Annotated in this window: 18 protein-coding genes; 2 read left to right on the plus strand and 16 right to left on the minus strand. The window is 71.6% G+C overall.

What is annotated here, in order from left to right; translation table 11 throughout:
- On the minus strand, positions 1-151 hold a 151-nt coding region (locus ABFJ78_RS48935; RefSeq protein ID WP_436394536.1), incomplete at its 3' end, for a helix-turn-helix domain-containing protein.
- Positions 152-279: 128 nt separating this feature from the next.
- Positions 280-789, minus strand: coding sequence for a DUF2231 domain-containing protein (locus ABFJ78_RS48940; protein WP_436394478.1), 510 nt, complete (start codon positions 787-789; stop codon positions 280-282).
- A 72-nt stretch (positions 790-861) separates the two neighbouring features.
- Between ABFJ78_RS48940 and ABFJ78_RS48945 the strand changes: the two genes are divergently transcribed.
- Entirely contained in the window at positions 862-1,404 is a 543-nt protein-coding gene (locus ABFJ78_RS48945) for a TetR/AcrR family transcriptional regulator (protein ID WP_436394479.1), read from the plus strand.
- A gap of 493 nt (positions 1,405-1,897) precedes the next feature.
- On the opposite strand, the gene ABFJ78_RS48950 is transcribed toward ABFJ78_RS48945, so the two are convergent.
- A complete protein-coding gene (locus ABFJ78_RS48950) occupies positions 1,898-2,254 on the minus strand; it encodes an STAS domain-containing protein (RefSeq protein ID WP_436394480.1) in 357 nt (118 codons plus the stop codon).
- Between the two features lie 180 nt (positions 2,255-2,434).
- Between ABFJ78_RS48950 and ABFJ78_RS48955 the strand changes: the two genes are divergently transcribed.
- On the plus strand, positions 2,435-3,301 hold the full coding sequence (locus tag ABFJ78_RS48955; RefSeq protein WP_436394481.1) for a manganese catalase family protein: 867 nt from the start codon (positions 2,435-2,437) through the stop codon (positions 3,299-3,301).
- 549 nt (positions 3,302-3,850) lie between these two features.
- Here ABFJ78_RS48955 and ABFJ78_RS48960 read toward each other — a convergent pair.
- The 13 genes from ABFJ78_RS48960 to ABFJ78_RS49020 all read right to left on the minus strand — a co-directional run bounded on the left by ABFJ78_RS48960 (position 3,851) and on the right by ABFJ78_RS49020 (position 18,828).
- Positions 3,851-6,733, minus strand: coding sequence for a beta-galactosidase (locus ABFJ78_RS48960; protein WP_436394482.1), 2,883 nt, complete (start codon positions 6,731-6,733; stop codon positions 3,851-3,853).
- Between the two features lie 10 nt (positions 6,734-6,743).
- Positions 6,744-7,544, minus strand: coding sequence for a family 16 glycosylhydrolase (locus tag ABFJ78_RS48965; protein ID WP_436394483.1), 801 nt, complete (start codon positions 7,542-7,544; stop codon positions 6,744-6,746).
- Between the two features lie 17 nt (positions 7,545-7,561).
- Positions 7,562-8,548, minus strand: a complete 987-nt coding sequence (locus ABFJ78_RS48970; RefSeq protein WP_436394484.1) for an arabinan endo-1,5-alpha-L-arabinosidase — start codon at positions 8,546-8,548, stop codon at positions 7,562-7,564.
- 70 nt (positions 8,549-8,618) lie between these two features.
- On the minus strand, positions 8,619-9,626 hold the full coding sequence (locus ABFJ78_RS48975; RefSeq protein ID WP_436394485.1) for a pectinesterase family protein: 1,008 nt from the start codon (positions 9,624-9,626) through the stop codon (positions 8,619-8,621).
- Positions 9,627-9,673: 47 nt separating this feature from the next.
- On the minus strand, positions 9,674-10,447 hold the full coding sequence (locus tag ABFJ78_RS48980) for a pectate lyase (protein ID WP_436394537.1): 774 nt from the start codon (positions 10,445-10,447) through the stop codon (positions 9,674-9,676).
- A gap of 161 nt (positions 10,448-10,608) precedes the next feature.
- Complete coding sequence (locus tag ABFJ78_RS48985; RefSeq protein WP_436394486.1) at positions 10,609-11,883, minus strand: pectate lyase family protein; 1,275 nt, start codon at positions 11,881-11,883, stop codon at positions 10,609-10,611.
- 11 nt (positions 11,884-11,894) lie between these two features.
- Complete coding sequence (locus ABFJ78_RS48990) at positions 11,895-12,815, minus strand: PmoA family protein (protein ID WP_436394487.1); 921 nt, start codon at positions 12,813-12,815, stop codon at positions 11,895-11,897.
- Positions 12,812-14,026 (minus strand): Gfo/Idh/MocA family protein, encoded by a 1,215-nt coding sequence (locus ABFJ78_RS48995; RefSeq protein ID WP_436394488.1) that lies wholly within the window; start codon positions 14,024-14,026, stop codon positions 12,812-12,814. The genes ABFJ78_RS48990 and ABFJ78_RS48995 overlap by 4 nt, the downstream gene beginning before the upstream one ends.
- Complete coding sequence (locus ABFJ78_RS49000; protein WP_436394489.1) at positions 14,026-15,135, minus strand: Gfo/Idh/MocA family protein; 1,110 nt, start codon at positions 15,133-15,135, stop codon at positions 14,026-14,028. Before ABFJ78_RS49000 ends, ABFJ78_RS48995 begins: the two co-directional genes overlap by 1 nt.
- A complete protein-coding gene (locus ABFJ78_RS49005; RefSeq protein ID WP_436394490.1) occupies positions 15,132-15,644 on the minus strand; it encodes a DUF624 domain-containing protein in 513 nt (170 codons plus the stop codon). The genes ABFJ78_RS49000 and ABFJ78_RS49005 overlap by 4 nt, the downstream gene beginning before the upstream one ends.
- Positions 15,645-15,727: 83 nt before the next feature.
- Positions 15,728-16,573, minus strand: coding sequence for a carbohydrate ABC transporter permease (locus ABFJ78_RS49010; RefSeq protein ID WP_436394491.1), 846 nt, complete (start codon positions 16,571-16,573; stop codon positions 15,728-15,730).
- Complete coding sequence (locus ABFJ78_RS49015; protein WP_436394492.1) at positions 16,570-17,544, minus strand: carbohydrate ABC transporter permease; 975 nt, start codon at positions 17,542-17,544, stop codon at positions 16,570-16,572. Before ABFJ78_RS49015 ends, ABFJ78_RS49010 begins: the two co-directional genes overlap by 4 nt.
- A gap of 3 nt (positions 17,545-17,547) precedes the next feature.
- Positions 17,548-18,828: an ABC transporter substrate-binding protein gene (locus ABFJ78_RS49020; RefSeq protein WP_436394493.1), complete on the minus strand. Its 1,281-nt coding sequence runs from the start codon at positions 18,826-18,828 to the stop codon at positions 17,548-17,550.
- Positions 18,829-18,898 lie beyond the last annotated feature (70 nt).

The following is an 18,898-nucleotide window of genomic DNA, read 5'->3' on the forward strand; positions in this document are numbered from 1 at the left end:
CGGCGCGGTAGCGGTCGGCCCAGCGTTTCGCGGTGGTGACCGCGACCTGGAACCGCTCTGCGGCGCGGCGCAGCGGCCAGTGCTCCTCGACGACACACCGAGCCAGTCGGAGCCTGCCGGTTTCGGACAAGGGAGCATTACGGTGGGACACCAGGGCCTCCTGGGCAGTCGGTGCAGATGTCGCAATCCACACCGAACCCGGAGGCCCTCCCTTACGCCAAGATCATCCGATCACGTGTCGCCCCGTACCCAACCACCGTGGTCAGTACACCTAGGCCGTCAGCGGCCGCGGCCGACGTGGCCGCCGAGGAAGCCGCCGGCGACGAGGATCGCGGCGCCGCACCGGCTCAACCGGATGCCGGTGCGCTCGCGGCCCCGCGCGCGGGCGGCCCAGGAGCCGAAGAAGACGACGGTGGCGGCGCCGGTCGCGGCCGCGTGGAGCACGCCGACCCGGCGCGTGGCGTCCGGGCAGGCCGCCCACTCGGCCCAGCCGGTGACCGCGGCCGGCGCGGCACCGAGCAGGCCGAGCCCGACGAGGCGCCGGGCGGCGCGGCGGGAGTCCGGGTAGAGGTCGAGGAACTGCGCCATGAACCAGGCCCCGAACGGCGCGTCCTTGACGACCAGGTGCAGCGGGATGCCGGTGGCGTCGCCGGCGAACAACCGCCGCAGTGGCTCCCGGGCGACGAGGCTCCGGGCCGGCCGGTCGGCGGCGCGCGCGAGGCGGTCCAGCGCGGGCGATCGCTCGGCCCGGCCGAGCAGGCGCAGGTACGGGTTCGGCACGGTCCTCACGTCCCTTCTGTACGGGGTCCGGACGACGTTACTACGTTCGTAGTGCCTGGTCACTACGTTTATAGTTGACGGGTGACCCCGAACAGGCAGCGAGTTCTCGACGCGGCGATCGAGCTGGCGGGCACCCAGGGGCTGCGCGCCCTCACCCACGCGCGGATCGACGAGCGGGCGGGGCTCGCGAAGGGCTCGGCGTCCAACTACTTCCGGACGCGGCAGGCGTTGCTGGAGGGCGTCGCCACGCGACTGGCGGAGCTGGAGCTCCCGGAGGTCGACGCGGCTTTCGCGCCCGCGACGGCGGAATCGCTGGTCGACGCGCTCTGCGCGCAGTTCGAGTACATGACGCGCGAGGCGCGGACCCGCACGAGCGCGCGGCTGGTGCTGTTCCTGGAGGCCGGCCACACGCCGGCGCTGGGAGCGGTGCTGACGCGCGGCCGGGCGGCGCTGGAGGCGGTCGGCGTGGTGGCCCTGGCCCGCCTCGGCGCACGTGACCCGCAGGGCGCGGCGGAGGCCCTCGCGGCGTGTTTCGAAGGGTTGGTGCTGCACCGGATCGCCCGGCGGGACGAGACCGATCCGCGGCCGACGTTCGAACTCGTGGTGCGGGCCGCTCTGGGGTGAACCGCGGCCGGGGTTCGCGGGGTGGCGCGGGCTGCCCGCGGCCGAGGTTCGAACTCACCGCGCGAACCGTACCGGGGTGCCCCGCGAGCGACATTCGAACTGGCGGCGCAGACTGCCGTGGGCGCTCCGCGGGCGAGTGGCAAATCCCCGCCCCACTCGCGCGGACCCTGCGGCGCGGCGGAAGCCGCTTACCTGCTGGGAGACGTCGAGACGGCGACGCGGGTTGTCCGAGCTGCTGCGCCCGTTCGGCCACCTGCCGGCGATGGCGAGCCTGGCGATCGCGTGCTTCGGGTCGATCCACTACCCGCTGGGCACGGCGGCCCTGACGACGGGCGACCCGGGACGCGCGGTGGCCCACCTGCGCGCGGCCGTCCACCCCAACCTGGCACTGGGCCATTGGCCGGCGGTCGTGTTCTCCCGGCGCCGCAGCGGCGGAGCGGGAACTGCGGGCAGCCGACGAAGAGGCGCGAACCTTCGACCGGTGAAAGGGCTTTCAGCGCGCCGCGAAGGTCGCCGTCTCCCGGCCCTCCAACCGGAACAACGGGCCCACCGCCGCGAGGTCCAGTGCGCGCCGCACCACCGGGGACGGCTTCACCACCAGCTCGATGTCCGCCTCCGCGCAGTGGTTGCGCAGCCGGCTCAGGGCCGCCACGCCCGTCACCCCGCAGAAGCCGACGCCGAACAGGTCCAGCACCAGCCGTTCGGGTGCCGCGGCCACCACCCGGTCGAGTTCCGCGTCCAGCCGGGGGCGCGTCGTCATGTCCAGATCACCCGTCACGGTGACGCGCGTGGTGCCCGGATGGGGCTCCGCGGTTATCACGGTCAGCAACAGGGCGGACGGGTCGATCATCCGGGCTTCTCCTTCCGAGGACGCGAAACCGTTGATCAACTCGTACCCGGCGCCCGATAGCGGCAAACCTGCGGGAAATCGCGGTTTTCGTGGTTATCACCCGGGCGCCCGGGAATGCGGTGGCTTCCGGCCACCGGTTCCGCCCCGGGAACCACCGGCGCCGACGAAAGGCACCCGCGCGTGTTCCGACACACGAAGCTGCTCCAGTTCGAAGCCAAGCCCGAAAAGCCCGACGCCGTCTACGCCCACAAGCTGCAGGAACTCATCGGCGGCGCCTACGGCGAAATGACGGTCACGATGCAGTACCTGTTCCAGGGCTGGAACTGCCGCATCGAGGGCAAGTACAAGGACCTGATCATGGACACCGCGACCGAGGAGATCGGGCATGTCGAGATGCTCGCCACCATGGTCGCGCGGCTGCTGGAAGGCGCTCCGGCGACGGCCACCGCCGAAGCCGTCAAGGACCCGGTGATGGCCGCCGTCATCGGCGGCATGGACCCGCAGCAGGCCATCGTCGCCGGCGGCGGCGCACTCCCGGCCGACAGCAACGGCTACCCGTGGAACGGCAGGTACATCGTCGCCTCCGGCAACCTGCTCGCCGACTTCCGCGCCAACGCGGCCGCGGAAGCCCAAGGCCGTCTGCAGACCGCCCGGCTCTACAACATGACCGACGACCCGGGCGTCAAGGCGATGCTGAAGTTCAACCTCGCCCGCGACACCGTCCACCAGAAGCAATGGCTGGCCGCCATCGAAGAGCTGAAGGCTGACGGCCTCGAAGAGGACATCGCACCGGGCGCCCTCCTCGACGAAGAGGACCAGACCCACAACCACACCATCTGGCACCTGTCCGACGGTCCGGACGGCGCCAAGGGCAGCAGCTGGACGACCGACGCGGGCATCGAGTACCTGATGGACCCCGAGCCCCTCGGCGGTCCCGGCACCGCGCCGAAGCCCGACCCGGCGCTGTATGGCACCTATGCCCCGCTGCAGGACGCCAAGGGCACCGCGAAGGGCAAGGCCAAGGCAGTCAAGAACAAGCTGACCTGACCGGGAGCCCGGCGCGTCCCCCGCGGCGCGCCGGGCCCTTCCCTTCTCCCGCCTCCGGCTGCCACGCTCGGGCGGCGACGAGAAGGAGCGACGATGCCCGGACTTCTGCTGCGCGACGGCCGCCCGTGGAGCGCGGGCGGTCCGGCCGACCTGCTCGTCCGCGACGGTGTCGTCGCCAAGATCGGCCCCGGGCTGGATCCCGGCGACGCCGATGTCCTCGACCTCGGCGGCCGGCTGGTCCTGCCGGGCCTGGTCGAAGCCCATTGCCACCTGGACAAGACGCTGTTCGGCGGGCCGATGCGGTCGGCCGGGCCCGCGCCGGCCGACCGCATCGCCGACGAACGCGTCCGCCGCGCCGAACTCGGCCTCCCCGACCCCGCCCGGGTGACCGCGCTGCTCGAAGCGATGGCCGCCGCGGGCACGACGCACGTCCGCACGCGGCCGCCGCGCGACCTGGTCCTGGAGGCGGGCCACGTCGTCGCCCGCCGGGATGTAGTGAATGACTCATTCCTGTCGCCTGGCGACAGGAATGAGTCATTCACGTCGTCGCTACGGCCGCCACCCCGGCGAGTACACCGGCCGGACCGGGACTCCCCCGCGGGCCGAGCCCAGGTCGGTCAGCGCCACCCGCTCCAGGCCGTTGCCCACACCGCCGTCGCTGGTCACCGCCAAGGCCAGCGTGTTGCGCCCGTGCGGGTCGAGGACCCCGTTCGGCAGCGCGAACGTGTGCTGCGGCCCCACGTCGGCGACGTACTGCCCGACGTTCCACCCGTTGAGGAAGATCAGCACCCGGTAGTGCCCGCCGGAACGCGGCCGCGCCGGGTCGCCGAGAGTCAGGCCCACCGACGTGTCCTGCCCGGCCGGCACCTTCAGCGAGAACGTCGTGCGATACCACGTCGTCCCCGCCGAAGCCGTGGCCGACGGCACGGTCGCCGGGGCCCAGCCGCGGTCCGGGAAGCCCGGCAGGGTCCAGCCCGCGCGTTCGCCCGCGAGACCGCCGTTGTTCAGCGGGCCGCGCATCGGGTCGGCCGTCCCGCCCCGCAGCTTCCACGTCACCCCCGTCAGCGACGACGAGATCAGCCCGCGGCCCTCCTTGTGCGCGTCGTTGACGCCGCCGTCCTCGTTGTGGCCGTTGTTCCGCACCATCACCGACAGCACGTGCGGTCCTTCGCCGCGCAGCCCTTCCGGGACCGCGAACGTCGCGGTGCCGGTCGTCGGCGGCGACGCCAGTGCCGACGGCAGCACGTTCTGGCCGAGGTACTCCCCGTCCAGCCACGCCTGCAGCATCCCGGCGCCGCCCCCGCCGTAGCGCAGGCTGACCTGCTCCCCCGGCGAGCCCGTGAACCGGCCGCGGTACCAGACGTCGCCGGTGCCGAAGCCGTGGTCGTCCGCGGTCAGGACCGGTTGGCCGGCCGGGGGCGGTGTCGTGCTGTTGGTGGCCGTCTTGTCCGCGACGGTCCACGCCGCGTCGTCGTAGCCGGGCGCCGACTCCGGGGAGCCGGGCGCGGACCGCCAGCCGGTCAGCTCGGGCAGCCGCGGGTCGGCGGGCCCCGGCAGCGGCCGGAGCGCGACCAGGCTGCCCGACGCCGTCCGCCGCGTCGGCACCACCGCGCCGTTCCACCGGACCACCGGGCCGCGGACGCCCCAGACCTCGAGGTCCCTGGCGCCCTTCGTGTCCCCGGTCAGCGAGCCGCCGGCCTGCGCGGTCCGCACCAGGTCCGGGCCGCGCACGAGCAGGCCCGAAGCGAGCCAGAACGTGTCGGCCGTGGCGTCGTCGGCGAGCAGCAGCGTGACCGCCGCGCGGCCGCCGCCGCTGATCCGGACCCGCGCGAGGCCGTCGTGCCGGTAGTCCAGCCGGAGGTCGTTCCCGGACCAGGTTGTCGTGACGTCCCCGGCGAGGACGTCCACGCGTGGTCGCGACGCGTACCGCAGCACCGTCCGGCCGTCCTCGCCCGGCCGGCCGTGCAGCAGCACGGTCCCGGCCGCCTGGGCCATCAGCTCCGACGTCGAATAGACCAGGTGCTGGCCCGCCACGTCGAAGTTCGCCACCAGCTGCTTGGCGTCCTGGCCGTTCAGCCGGAGCGGAACGGTGTAGGAACCGTCCGCCGTGGACAGTGGGAACGTGAAGCTGTCGTCCGTGGTCAGGCTGGACGGCGAATGCGTCGGCACGTACAGGTGCACGCCGGTGTCCGGGTTGACGTTGTGGTAGACCTTCACCGCGGCCGACGACGGCGTCACCGGATCCGCGCGGTCCATTTCGGCCACATCCGGGACGGTGGCGAGGAAGTAACCCAGCTCCTTCATCGTCAGCGCCTTCGGCCGCAGCTGCCGGCCTTCGTCGATCGCGGCGCCGTAGTCGTACGAGGAGTACACGACCGGGGCGGGCAGCCAGCCCCACGACGTCCCGCCGAACGTCATGTAGAAGTTCTGCAGCGTCAGGCCGTTCGCCAGGTTCGTGCCGTAGAAGACGCGCTCGTAGCCCGGCCCCTGCCGGACGGCGGTGCACGGGTAGGTGCCGTTGCTGCCCCAGTAGTCGAACCAGCCGCCGCCGAACTCCGCGACGAACCCGGGCGTGCTCGGCGACGCGCTCGCGCCGCCCTTGGCCCCGCCCGGCCCGTAGGTTCCCCAGTCCGGCGCGGCGTTCGGGCTGCCCGGCGTCGCGTCGGTGCGGCAGGTGCCGCCCGGGTAGCCGTCGAAGGCGTAGAGGTCGACCTTGCCCGGCACGGTTCCGGGCACCCCGGCGTCCTCGGGGACCCAGATCCCGTTGCGGCCCTTGTCGTTGTGGAAGATCGGGACGGTGATGCCGTCGGCCCGGACCTTGTCGTGGAGGTGCGCGACGTAGTTCCGCTGCGTGGCGCCCGTCGCCGCCAGCTCGTTCTCGATCTGGTACAGGATGACCGGACCGCGGCCGTCGGTGTACTGGTGGCGCCCGATGATCCGGTCGATCTGTGACAGCCACTCGTCTGCGGCGGCGAGGTAGTCCGGCGCGTCACTGCGCGCCCGACCGGCTTGGGTGCTCAGCCAAGCCGGGAACCCGCCGCCGGTGACCTCGGCGTTGATGTACGGACCGGGCCGCGCGATGACGTACAGCCCGGCCTCGGCGGCGAGGTCGAGCACGCGGTCCATGTCGCGGACGCCGCCGAAGTCGTACACCCCGGGCGCCGGCGAGTGGTAGTTCCAGTCGAAGTAGATCGAGACCGCCGTGTAGCCGGTGGCCTTCATCTTCTGCAGCACGTCGCGCCAGAGGTCCGGGCTGGGCAGCCGGAACGGGTGGAACTCGCCGGACCAGACGACCTGGCGGCGGCCGTCCAGCATGAGCGAGTACTTGTCGAAAGTGACCTGGTGCTTCGCCGGTGATACCGCGGACGCGGGCGCGGCGCACAACCCCGCCGTCACGAGCAGAGCGAGGACGAAGGCCGAAAAGCGGCGCATGGAAAACCTTTCAGGCCCGGCTGCGGCCGACGTAGACGTTGCGGGCGCGGTAGTACGTGGGAGACGTCGGCCCCGGCGAGCCGGACGAGCCCTCCATCTGCAGGTTGCAGATCAGCCACATCGGCTTGCCCACGAAGTTCGCGCCGCGGTGCTGACCGGCCCAGGTGCCGTCGAGGTAGTAGTGGATGTCCACATCGGACGCGTTGACCTTGGCGATCCACGCGCGGTAGCCGTGCCAGGAACCGGGATTGCCCACCCCGACGACCGTGTTCGACCAGGCACCGCCGGCGTTCTTGTAGGTGTTGAACCAGTTCCGCGCGTCGCCCTTGAATTCGAGGATGTCGCTCTCCGGCGGCCACGAAGTGGCGCCGGTCAGCCAGAAGGCCGGCCAGGTACCGCGGGCCGACGGCGCCTGGAACTCACCCTTGACCTCCCACTGCGGGAACTGGTCGGACACGGTGATCTGCTGCTTCGCGTGGACCGCGCCGGAGTGGTAGTGGATGGGCAGGTGCGGGTCGCTCGAGCTGGTGCCTTCGTCCGCCGCGAGGCGCGTGGCCTTCAGGACCAAAACGCCGCCGGACTCGAGGTACACCTGGCTGTGGTCGGACGCGCTCGCGTACATCCGGGCGGTGCCGTTGTGGTCGGACCCCCACGGGTAGCGGTAGTTCCACGCGGCCTGCAGCGCGCCGTAGCTCGCGAAACTGCCGTCCAGCACGGTTTCCCAGGTCGCCGCGGCCGCCCGGCCGCCGAGCGCGGCACCGGCCAGCCCGGCGGCACCGGCGGCGAGGAAGCTCCTGCGGGTGTACGGCATGGTGGACCTCCCGAAGCTCAATAGACGTAGGGCCAGCCGGCGCTGTCGTAGCCGATGAGGTTGATGCCGAGCTTGCCGGTCAGCGGCGTCGCGTCGGAGTAGTAATAGTGGTAGACCAGCACGTCGGCGTCCGTGTCGTGCAGGACCGCGACGTGCCCGGGGCCGTGGACGTCGCCGTGGCTCGCGAGGATCTGCGTGCCGCCGCCGGCCGTCATGCGGACGCCGCCCCGGTCGGTGTACGGCCCGGTGATCGACGTCGAGCGCCCGACCAGCACGCGGTAGGTGCTCTTCGTGCCCTGGCAGCACAGATCCCACGAGACGAACAGGTAGTAGTAGCCGCCGTGCTGGACGATGTACGGCGCTTCTTCGGCGGTCGTGCTGCCGGTGCGCTGCGCGATGCTCCGCAACGCGGTGTCGGACGTACTGCGCTTGCCGATGGCCGGGTCGAGCCGGACCATCTTGATCCCGGTCCACCACGAGCCGAAGCTCAGCCACCACTGGCCGGACGAGTCGACGAACAGGTTCGGGTCGATGGCGTTGTAGTCGTTGCTCGTGCTCGTCTGCACGACGATGCCCTGGTTCGTCCAGCTGCCCGGCAGCCCGGTCGTGCTGGTGGCCAGGAAGATCGCCGAATTGCGCGAGCCGAGCGTCGAAGCCGCGTAGTACAGGTAGTACTTGCCGTTGTGGAACGAGATGTCCGGCGCCCACAGGTACCCCGGGTTGGCGGGGTCGGTGAACGGCGCGGTCCACGGCGCGCCGTTCGGGAAGACGGACCCGATCTTCGTGAAGTGGATCCGGTCGGTCGAGCGGCGGATCTGCAGGTACTGGTCGGTGGAGTAGAGCAGGTAGCTGCCGTCGGCCGCGCGGATCATCGACGGGTCGTGCACCGCCGTGATGTCGCCGGTCACGTAGCCGGGGTTCGGGTAGTCCGCGGCCTGGGCGGCGGGCACGCCCAGCAGGGCGGCGGCCACGGCGATGACGGCCGGGAGGCGGCGCAGTCTCATGGTGTCCTCGGTTCGACGCTGATCCTCGGGGTGTTAACGCTAACAGGAACGCGCTGCTACTTTCGTCGCATCAATGAACGGGGTTCCACCCGTCGCCGCCGGCGAGGTAGCGCTGCGCGGTGAACGTCGCGGCCTGCGCGGCGCTCAGCTGCGGCCGGTCGGTTCCGGTGCCCGCGCCCGGCCCGGTGTTGCGGTACTCGAAGAACCGGGCGTCCTTCCACGAGAAGCCGGACATGTCCGTCCACGGCGTCGTCTTGATCGCCGCCGGCAGGGCGGTCTCGCGGATGACGACCTGGGCGATGGCGTCGGCGTCCCCGCCGGGGTGCCACGGCCGGCCAAGGTAGAAGCTGCCGTTCGCCGCCGTGCTGAGCACCTTGCTGCCGACGATCAGGAAGCCGTACGGGTTGGTCCGGCGGGTGCTGGCCGCGGTCAGGTAGCCGTTCGGGTTCGAGCCGCGGTCGAGCGCGGTGATCGTCGCCCGGTCGAACACGGCGGTGGCGCGCCCGAACAGGAAGTCGACGTCGCCGCTGATCGCGCAGTTGCGGTAGTACTGGCGGCCGACCGTGCCGGTCGCCGCGGTGTCGGCGTAGAGCGTGTCCTGGTGGCCGAGGAACGTGACGTTGTCGAAGACCATCCGGTCGCCGGTCGTCTTCACCGCGACGGCCTGGGTCGCGGTGATCTCCGGGTGGGCCTTGCGGTCGAACGAGTTGCGGAAGGTCAGCGCGGTCGCGGTGAAGCCGTTCGCGGCGATCGTCGCGGTCGCGCTGCCCGAGGTGCCGTACGTCGAGCCGTCGGGTTTCTTGGTGCCGCTGGCGTTGTCGTAGTCGACGACGACGTCGGCGGCCTTGCCGGTGGTGCCGCGCAGGGTGATCCCGGTCTTGGCCGCGGGAACGGTGAGCACCTCGCGGTAGGTCCCGGGCTTGACCGAAACGGTGCCGCCGGCGGAGACGGCGTCGATCCCGGCCTGGACGGTGGTGTAGTTCCCGGAGCCGTCCTTGGCCACGACGACGTTCGCTGCGGCGGGTGAGGCCAGCGTCGCCCCGGTCAGCACCGAGGCGAGGAGCAGGGTCTTGAACATGACACCTCCACGGGGGTGCCGGACGGCGGCCGGCACCCCCTGGTCGCTTACTGGTAGGTGATGTCGGCGGTGGTGTAGAGGCAGTTCGTCGAGTCGGGCCCGCTGCCGATCTTCGTCGGCTCGCCGCTGGTGACGCCCTTGTACTTCTCGCAGGGCACGATCTTGCGGCTCGAATCCCCGACGATGGTGATCCGGGTCAGCTTCGCGGTGTCACCGTAGTTGGTGTTGATGCCGACGAGCGTCTTGCCGGGCACGGTCGCGGTGACGTTGTCCACGACGACGTTGCGCTTGTACTGCGTCTTGCAGTTGCCGCACGAGCGGTACAGCTTGCCGAAGTCGTTGACCTGGAAGTTCCGGATGTACATCGTGCCGGGGCCGTTGTGCTGGAAGACCTTGTCCGACGCCTTGCGCGCACCGCCGCCGTCGATCGTCATGGTCTGCGAGGCGGAGGTGCCCTTGAAGGTCGCGGCGTCCTCGCCGACGTCCTCCCACCAGACGTTGAGCAGCGTGCAGGTGCCGAGGCAGTGCACGCCGTCGGCGGCCGGGTTGCCGAGGACGACGTTCTTCAGCGTGGTGCCGTTCGCCAGCTCGAAGAGCGGGCCCTGGTCCTCGTCCTGGCCGCCGGTGCCGAGGTCGCCGGTGCCGTAGAACCGCTTGAGGCCGCCGTCGTAGGTGCCGCTGGTGACCTTGATGGTCGCGCCGACGGGCACGCTCGTGCTCGGGTTCGGCCAGGACGCGGCTTCGGCGGCGGTCGCGCCGGCACCGACGGCCGCCGAGAGCGCGAGGGCGGCGACGACCGCGACCCGGAGCACCCGGGATATCGGGGACATGCTCATCACTCCTTGGTTCTTCCCGTTCGGGAAATGGTCCTCATGAGTGCTGAAAGCGCTTTCTCAGTTTCGGGTTCGGCGCTTCCCCGTGTCAATGCCGCCCGCCGCAGGGGGTCGCCTGTCCCCCGGACGGTCGCCGAAGGCGTCGATTTTCAGAAAACGGGACCCGCGCCTGCCAGCACCCGCGCCGGGACGGCCCACGTCGGGTCGAGGCGGTCCACCAGCGTCGGCGTCCAGCCCACGTCCGGCCCCAGGTCCGGGTCGTTCGCCGCGTTGTACTCCGCGAGCAGGTCCACCGGGCGTGGCCGGGCCGCACCCGAAGAAACCAGCGTCCCGGTCGCGTGGAACGCCGTCCCCTTCCAATAGTGGACCAGCGCCCCCAGCGGCACCGACGCCGGGATCCGGAAGAAGTTGTTCTCCGCGTGGATCCGCGATTCGACGCCGACGCCGAGCGAATACGAGTACGCGGCCGCGTCCCGCACCACGTACAGGTTGTCGTACACGTGCACCTGCCCGTACCGCACCCGCGGCGCGCGCTGCCCGATGTCGGAGAACAGGTTGTGGTGCACCGTGACGCGCAGCTTGCCCACGTCGTACGTCGGCTTGTCGGTGTTGCCGATCAGCATCGTCTTGTCGTGGTCGTGCAGGCGGTTGTCCGACACCGTCACGAGGTCCGAGCCGTTGACGATGTCCAGCAGTCCGTCGTGGACTTCGTACTTGCGCCCGAAGTACGTCGGCTGCGAAGTGTTCCCGCCGTCGCTGAACTCGTTGTGGCTGACCCACACGTGCGTCGCCCCGACGAGGTCGACGTTGTCGTACTCGGAGTTCCAGTTGCCGTCCGCGCCGTCGAGCGGGTCCCATTGGGGGAAGCAGTCGTGCGCGTCGGAGAACCGCAGGTTCCGCAGGATCACGTTGTCGCCGGTGACGCGCAGCGTCAGGCCGTGCAGGGTGGCGCCGCCGAGGCCGTAGACCGTCGTGTTCGGGCCGACGTCGACGACGACCTGCGCGGCCTGGTTGGCCTGCGACCGCGCCCGCGCCTCTTCCAGGGGCCCCGACGGCTCGACCTTGCCCCAGGTCGCCGGGTCGTACACCGCCAGGTACGCCGGCAAACTGTAAGCAGGGTCAGCGAAGTCGTCGCACGTCCGAGGCCGGTCGCGATCATCCACATTGCCCTCGATCGTGCCGCGGACGTAGACGATCTTCGGCGCGCCCGGGTGCGCCGCCAGCGCGGCGACCAGTTCGGAGCGCTTGGTCACCGTGTGGACGTCACCGGGTGCGGCGGCCGCTCCCCCGGTCGTTCCCGCGCCCCAGCCGTCGTGCGCGCCGAGCACCCCGCGGCCCGGGTCGTGGCCGTGAGCTTCCGCCGTCCCGGCGGTGAGGGTGAGTCCGAGCAGGGCGAGGCACCCCGCGAAGGCCTTCCAGCGCATGTCGGCTCCTTCTACTCGGCCGCCCGGGCCGCGAGCTCGGCCAGCCGGGCGGGCTCCGGGTCGCCGTCCACGACGACGACGTGGTGGGTCAGCGTCAGCTCCCCGCCCGGTTCGAGCAGCCACGGCCGGTGGTAGGTCGCGGCGAAGCTGACCACCGGGAACGGCTCGGCGCGGACGTACCAGGCGGTCGGGAACCCGGGGTTCGCCGGGCTGTCGGCGAACAGCAGCGTCGAGGTCCGCAGGCTCTCGTCGTGGCGGCCGGTGAACGCGAGCCACGGCGCGCGATGGCCCATCGCGCCGTCCGCCTCCCGGCCGTCGGACGTCCGGACCGTGCCGCCGACGAACGAGCGCGGGCCGCGCCAGAACAGCCCGCCGTACCCGGCGGTGTCCCGGCCTTCGGTGACCGGACTCCCCCAGCGCAGCTCCCGGCCGCTGGTGTTGCGCAGCCGGCTCGACCACGTGAGGGTCCAGCTGTCCGGCGAGACGTCGCCGAAGCGCAGCGTGCGGTGCTCGGTCAGCCACTGCCGGCCCGACGCGGTGCGCCACGCGAGCTCGTGCCGCAGTTCGCAGTGCGCGGGCGCGCACACGAAGCTCTCCCAGCGGACGTGGCCGACGGTGCCGTTGTTGTCGAGCGGGGTGTACCCGAGGCCACGCACGTAGGTCCGGCCGCCCCAGAAGTTCTCGCCCGACAGGTGGGCCATGGTGAACTGCAGGCCGTTGTGCCAGGTGTGGTCGTGCGGCCGGACCGCGGTCACGGTCTCGCCCGCGGTGCTCCGCAACGGGTGCAGGTACGGCTTCGGCGAGTCCCCGGCCGGTGTCGGCGGTGCCACGACGTACTCCGCCAGGACGAGGTCGCCGAGGCGGACGCGCACCGCGCCGTCGTCGTCTTCGGCCAGCTCCAATGTCCCGTCCCCCACCGCCGCGCGGCTCACGCCCGCTCCCCGGTCTCGGCCGGCAGTTCCGCCACGGGGACCGGGCGGCCGGTGACCAGGGACCGGTTCGCGGCCAGGCCGGTGAGCAGCGCCCGCAAGCCGGCGTCGTGGTCGGCCGCGCAGCCGAGCTCGTCCGGTTCGGCGTCGCCGAGCAGCTCGGCGAGCATCCGCTCGTCCCCGCCGCCGTGGCCTTCGCCGAGGACGCCGTCGAACACGACTTCCGGTGGCGCCCAGTGCCGTTGCACGGTCAGCCGGGCGCGGCCCGGCTCCGGCGCCGGGACGGCGTCGCTCGCGTACTCGTTCTCCCGGACGTCCAGCTCGAGACGCCCGGAGCTGCCGGAGAACGCGACGCGGTAGCCCTCGCGCGGCGAGTAGGCGTGCAGGTGGTAGTTCAGCACCACCCCGCCGTGGTACCGCACCAGCACGGACAGGTCGTCTTCGATGGTGACTCCAGGCCCGAACACGTTCTGGTTCCGGACGTAGCCGTCTTCGTGCTCGGCGTCGCGGTAGAGCGCGCGCAGCTTCGGCGAGGCTTCGAGGTCCAGCGCGAAACGGTCGTCGGCGCGGCCGCTTTCGTCGCCGTAGAAGAACAGCCGCCCGAACGCGAACACCGTTTCCGGGTCGCGGCCGAGCCACCAGTCGACCAGGTCGAAGTGGTGGCCGGACTTGTGCACGAGCAACCCGCCGGAGTTCGCCTTCTCGCGGTGCCAGCGGCGGAAGTAGTCGGCGCCGTGCGCGGTGTCGAGCAGCCAGCTGAACTCGACCGAACCGACGTCCCCGATCGCGCCCGCCGCGAGCAGTTCGCGCACGCGCCGGTGCACCGGGTTGTACCGGTAGTTGAAGGCCACGCGCACCGAGCGTCCCGTCTCGCGGCGGGCCGCCAGGATGCGCCGCGCGCCGTCGACGTCGGTGGTCATCGGCTTTTCCGTGACGACGTCGCAGCCCGCGTGCAGCGCCGCGACGACGTAGTCCGCGTGGGTGTGGTCGGGCGTGCAGACCACGACGACGTCGATGCGTTCCTTCGCCAGCATGGCGGTGAAGTCGTCCGGCCGGTAGCCGGGCACCGCCGTGCCGAGCCAGCCGTTGTGGACGCGCATGCGGGTCTCGTTGGAGTCGCAGAAGGCCGCGAGCTCGGCCCGCGGCGAGCCGGCCAGGGCCCGGGCGAACAGCTGGGCCCGCGAGCCCAGCCCCACGATCGCGTAGCGGCGCATCACGTTTCCTCTCGGGCCGGGGTCCAGGGCAGGGCGAGTTCGGAGAAGAGGGCGAGCCGGTCGGCGGCGGCGTCGACCGCCCGGTCGACGCCCGGCACGACGAACCGGCGCTCCGGCCCGGTGCCGACCGCCCGGGCCTGGGGCAGCCGCCGCGGCTCGGGCGCGTCGCGGACGGCCTCGACCAGCGCGGTGAACGCACGGGTGGCGGCCAGCGGGGCGAGCAGCGGCACGCCGTCGCGGAGGTGGCCGGCGAGGTTCGCCAGCAGGTCGTCCGGCGGGCCGACCGGCACCGGCTCACCACCGATGAGGACGACGTCGGTCTTGTAGTGCCACCGGATCCGGCCTTCGGTGCCGTGGATCAGCACGTAAGGCTCGTGGTCGGCCTCGGCGGCGAGTGTCGCGGCGGCGACGACGTCCGGTGCCCCGGTGAAGCACAGGCGCGCGCACGCCGTGTCGTCCGCTTCGATGTCACGGGCGCGGTACAGCTCGACGGTGCTCCGCTCGGGCAGCGCCCCGGCCGTGCCGTTGAGCAGCAAGGCGGTCGCGACGGCGTGGGCGAACGGGTTCGTCAGGGCGCCGTCGACGACCGCGCGCCCGTCGAGCCGACGCCGGCCCGCCCACGCGGTGCGCGCGAAGTAGCGGTCACGCCGGATCCACGCGCCCGCGGCGGCGATCCCGGTGACCGTCCCGATCGCCCCCCGGGCCAGCGCGGCCCGGATCACCGGGACCGCGGGCGAGCCGAAGCTCTGGAACCCGACCTGGCAGGCCCGCCCGCGCGCCCGGTCGGTCAGCTCGTCGAACGCCGCCAGGTCGAGCACCGGCGGCTTCTCCACGAGCACGTGGCAGCCCGCGGCGAGCGCGAGCCGGGCCAGCGGCAGGTGCGTGTGCGGCGGGGTGGCGATCACGGCGATGTCCGCCGGCACGCGGGCCAGCAGCTCGGCCGGGTCGTGGGTGAACACCGGCACCAGCTCGGCGGCGCCGTCCGCCGGTTCGCGGACGTCGCACGCGCCGGCCAGGACGATCTCGCCCCGGTCGTGCAGCGCCCGGGCCCGGCGCAGGTGCGTGCGCGCGTAGCCCGCCGTGCCGAAGACGACGACCCTGGGGATCATCGGCGGCCGCCGGTCGCCACCGCGGCCAGGGCCAGCGGCCCGGCCACCACCAGCGCCAGGATCGGCAGCATCCAGACGAGCACCACCGCGAGGCCGGCCGCCCCGGCCAGGAGCAGGGCGTTCCCGGGTGCCGCCGCGGACTCGCGGGCGGCCGTCACGACCGCGCGGCGCCAGGACGGTTCCCCGGCCGCCACGACTGCGCAGGTCCGCACCGCGCCGACGGCCGCCACCGCGGCCAGCACCCACAACGCCGGGCTGAGCACGCCCGCGCCCGGCATCGACCGCACGACTTCGAGGTCCACCGCGAACACGAGCACCACCAGCAGACCGAGCCCGCCGAAGGCGAGACCACCCCGGGCGTTCTGCCGGAAGTCCGCCCAGAACGTCGTCCACAATGGACTCCCGATGCCGCGGCGCGTCCGGTCGAGGGCCCGGCAGCCCGCCGTGAACGCCGGCGGCGCGGTCACCACCGGCACCGAAGCGAGGGCGACGAGCAGGCCGGTCAGCAAGCAGTTCGAGAAGTCCTCCAGCCCGGTTCGCCACTCTGTTGATCGCCTCTGGGTTGATCGCCTTCGGGTTTTCGGCATCGTCGTCACCCCTTCAGGCCGCTGGTGCTGACGCCTTCGACCAGCAGGCGCTGGAAGGCGAGGAAGAACAGGACGATCGGCACGAGCGCGAGCGCCGACATGGCGAACATCGCGCCGAAGTTCGACTCGCTGCTGGTGTCGACGAACAGCCGCAAGCCCAGCGGCACGGTGAACTTCTCCGTGTCGTTCAGGTACACCATCTGCGTGAAGAAGTCGTTCCACGTCCAGATGAACGTGAAGATCGACGTCGTCACCAGCGCCGGTTTCGACAGCGGCAGCACGACGTGCCAGAACGTCCGGTAGACCGAACAGCCGTCGATGGTCGCGGCTTCGTCGAGCTCCCGCGGGATCCCCCGCATGAACTGCACGATCAGGAACACGAAGAACGCCTCGGTGGCCAGCAGCTTCGGCAGGATCAGCGGGACGAACGTGTTGACCAGGCCGGCCTGCTGGAAGATCACGTACTGCGGGATGAGCGTCACGTGGTAGGGCAGCATCAGCGTCGTGATCATGAACGCGAACAGCGCGCCGCGGAACCGGAAGTTCAGCCGGGCGAAGGCGTACGCGGCCAGCGAGCAGGACAGCACGTTGGCCGCCACCGACAGGCCGGCAACGAGGAACGAGTTGAGGAAGAAGCGGCCGAACCCGACGTCCGCCGCCCCTTCCCAGCCCCTCGTGTAGCCGTCGAAGACGAACCGCGTGGGCAGCAGCGAAAGCCGGGACAGGATCTCGTCCGGCGGCTTGACCGACGCGAACGCCAGCCACACCAGCGGGTAGAGCACCACGGCGACGATCACCAGGCACAGCACGTGCCACCCGAACGAGCGGGCCGTGCGCGGCAGCGCGGTCATGAGCGCTCCCCGGCGTCGTCGTAGAACACCCACAGCTTGGCCGTGCGGAACACGATCGCCGTGACGATCGCGATCACCGCCAGCAGCACCCAGGCCATCGCGGACGCGTAACCCATGCGGAAGTCCTGGAAACCGACCTCATACAGGTAGAGCGTGTAGAACAGGTCCGCGTCGGCCGGGCCGCCGCGGCCGCCGCCGATCACGAACGCCGGCGTGAACGCCTGGAACGCGTGGATGGCCTCCATCACCAGGTTGAAGAAGATCACCGGCGACAGCATCGGCAGCGTGATGTGCCGGAACCGGCGGAACGCGCCGGCGCCGTCGATCGCGGCCGCCTCGTGCAGCTCCGCCGGGATCTGCTTGAGCCCGGCCAGGAAGATCACCATCGGCGCGCCGAACTGCCAGACCCCGAGCAGCACGATCGAGGCGAGGCTGAACTGCGGGTCGTCCACCCAGCTCGGCGTGTGCCAGCCGAAGAACGCCAGCACCTCGTTCACCGGGCCGCCGCCCATGAACAGCGCCCGCCACACCAGCGCCGCCGCGACGCTCGCGCCGAGCAGCGACGGCGCGTAGAACGCGGCGCGGTAAAAGCCGTTCGCCCCGCGGCGGGTGTTCAGCAGCATCGCCACCAGCAGCGACACGGCGAGCTTCAGCGGTACCGAGACCAGGACGTAGATCAGCGTCACCTTCACCGACTGCAGGTAGCGGTCGTCGTCGGTGAACATGTGCGCGAAGTTGCCCAAGCCGACCCAGTTCGGCGAGGTGAACAGGTCGTAGTCGGTGAAGGACAGGTAGAGCGAGACGACCATCGGGCCGACGGTCAGCGCCACCGCGCCGAGCAGCCAGGGCGTCAGGAACGCGAAGGCTTCCGGCTGGCTCCGGCGGCGGCGTCCGGCCGGCCGGTCCCGCCTCCGGACCCGCGCGGCCGCCTCCGTGGCGACCGGCGGGTCCGGGGTGCGCACGGTCGTCATCGGCTAGGCCAGCCCCTTCTCGGCTTCGGACATGAACCGCGTGACGGCGTCGTCGATGCTCATCCGCCCGAACGCGACCTCTTCGTACGTGCGCTGGAGCAGCTTCTGGATCGCGCCCGCGCCCTTGGGCGGCACCGGCGGGGCGGCGCCGAGCTTCGGCTCGAGCGCGGCTTCGTAGTCGTAGAGCGTCTTGTCCGCGCCCTTCGCGCTCGCCGCCAGTTCGGCGCGGACCTTCAGGTTGGGCGCGAGCCCGCGGTCGGTGCCGACGATCTTGCCGACTTCCGCGTCGTTGACCAGGAAGTCGACGAGCTTCGCGGCCGCCTCCTGCTGTTGGCTGCGCGCGGAGACCGACAGGAACATCGACGGCCGCCGGTACTGCCCGGTGTTGCCCGCGGTGTCGGCCGGGTACGGCGCCACGTTCAGCGGCTTGCCGTTCGCCTTCTGGTAGGCGGGCAGCAGGTTGTCGTAGGCGAACTCGGAGCTCGTCAGCTTCTTGCCGAGCGGGGACTGCTCGGGCGAGGTGTTGTAGGACGCGGTGACGTCGGCCGGCGACGCGCCCTTGCTGTCGCGGAACCTGCTCGCGAGCTGCCAGTAGCGGCGCAGGTCGTCGGCGGTGAAGCCGAGCTTGCCCTCGGGGGTGTAGAACTGCTTGCCCTGCTGGCGCAGCCAGATCTCCAGGGTGGTGTCGAGGATGCCGAAGTCGGTCGTGCCGCGGGCGCCACCGGCGGCGCTCACCTTCTGCGTCGCGTCGGCGTACTGGTCCCAGGTGAGGCCCTTCGCCGGGTCCGCGCCGGCCGCGGTGAACGCGGCGGGGTCGTAGAGCATCGCCGGCGTGTTCTGCGCCCACGGCACGGCGTACCGCTTGCCCTGGTACACGCCGGTGGCCGCGAGCTCGGGGTTGATGTCGGTGAGCGAAACCGACTTCCCGGCGCCCTGGTTCAGGTCGGCCAGGACGCCCCGGCCGCCGTACTCGGCCAGGTAGCGCGTGTCGACGTTGAGGACGTCCGGCGGCTTCCCGCCCGCCGTCTGCGTCGCCAGCTTCTCCCAGTAGGCGGCGTACGCCGAGAACGACGTCTGCACCTTGATCTTCGGGTTCCTCTGCTGGAACAGCTCGACGGCCTTCTTGGTCAAGTTCGCCCGGCCGTCACTCCCCCACCAGACGAAGGTGATCGTCACGTCCCCGCCGTCGCCGGCGTCCGAGCCGCACGCGGCCACCCCGGTCAGCAGCAGCGGTACCACCGCGGCCAGCGCGACGACGGTCCGCCGCTGTCTTGTCCGACCCATCGAGCTCTCCGTTCTCAGCCGGTCAGCACTTTCTGAAAACGCTGTCAGCGGGCTCACGGTAGGCAGTGCG

The organism is Amycolatopsis sp. MEPSY49, from assembly GCF_051337345.1.
GTDB lineage: Bacteria > Actinomycetota > Actinomycetes > Mycobacteriales > Pseudonocardiaceae > Amycolatopsis.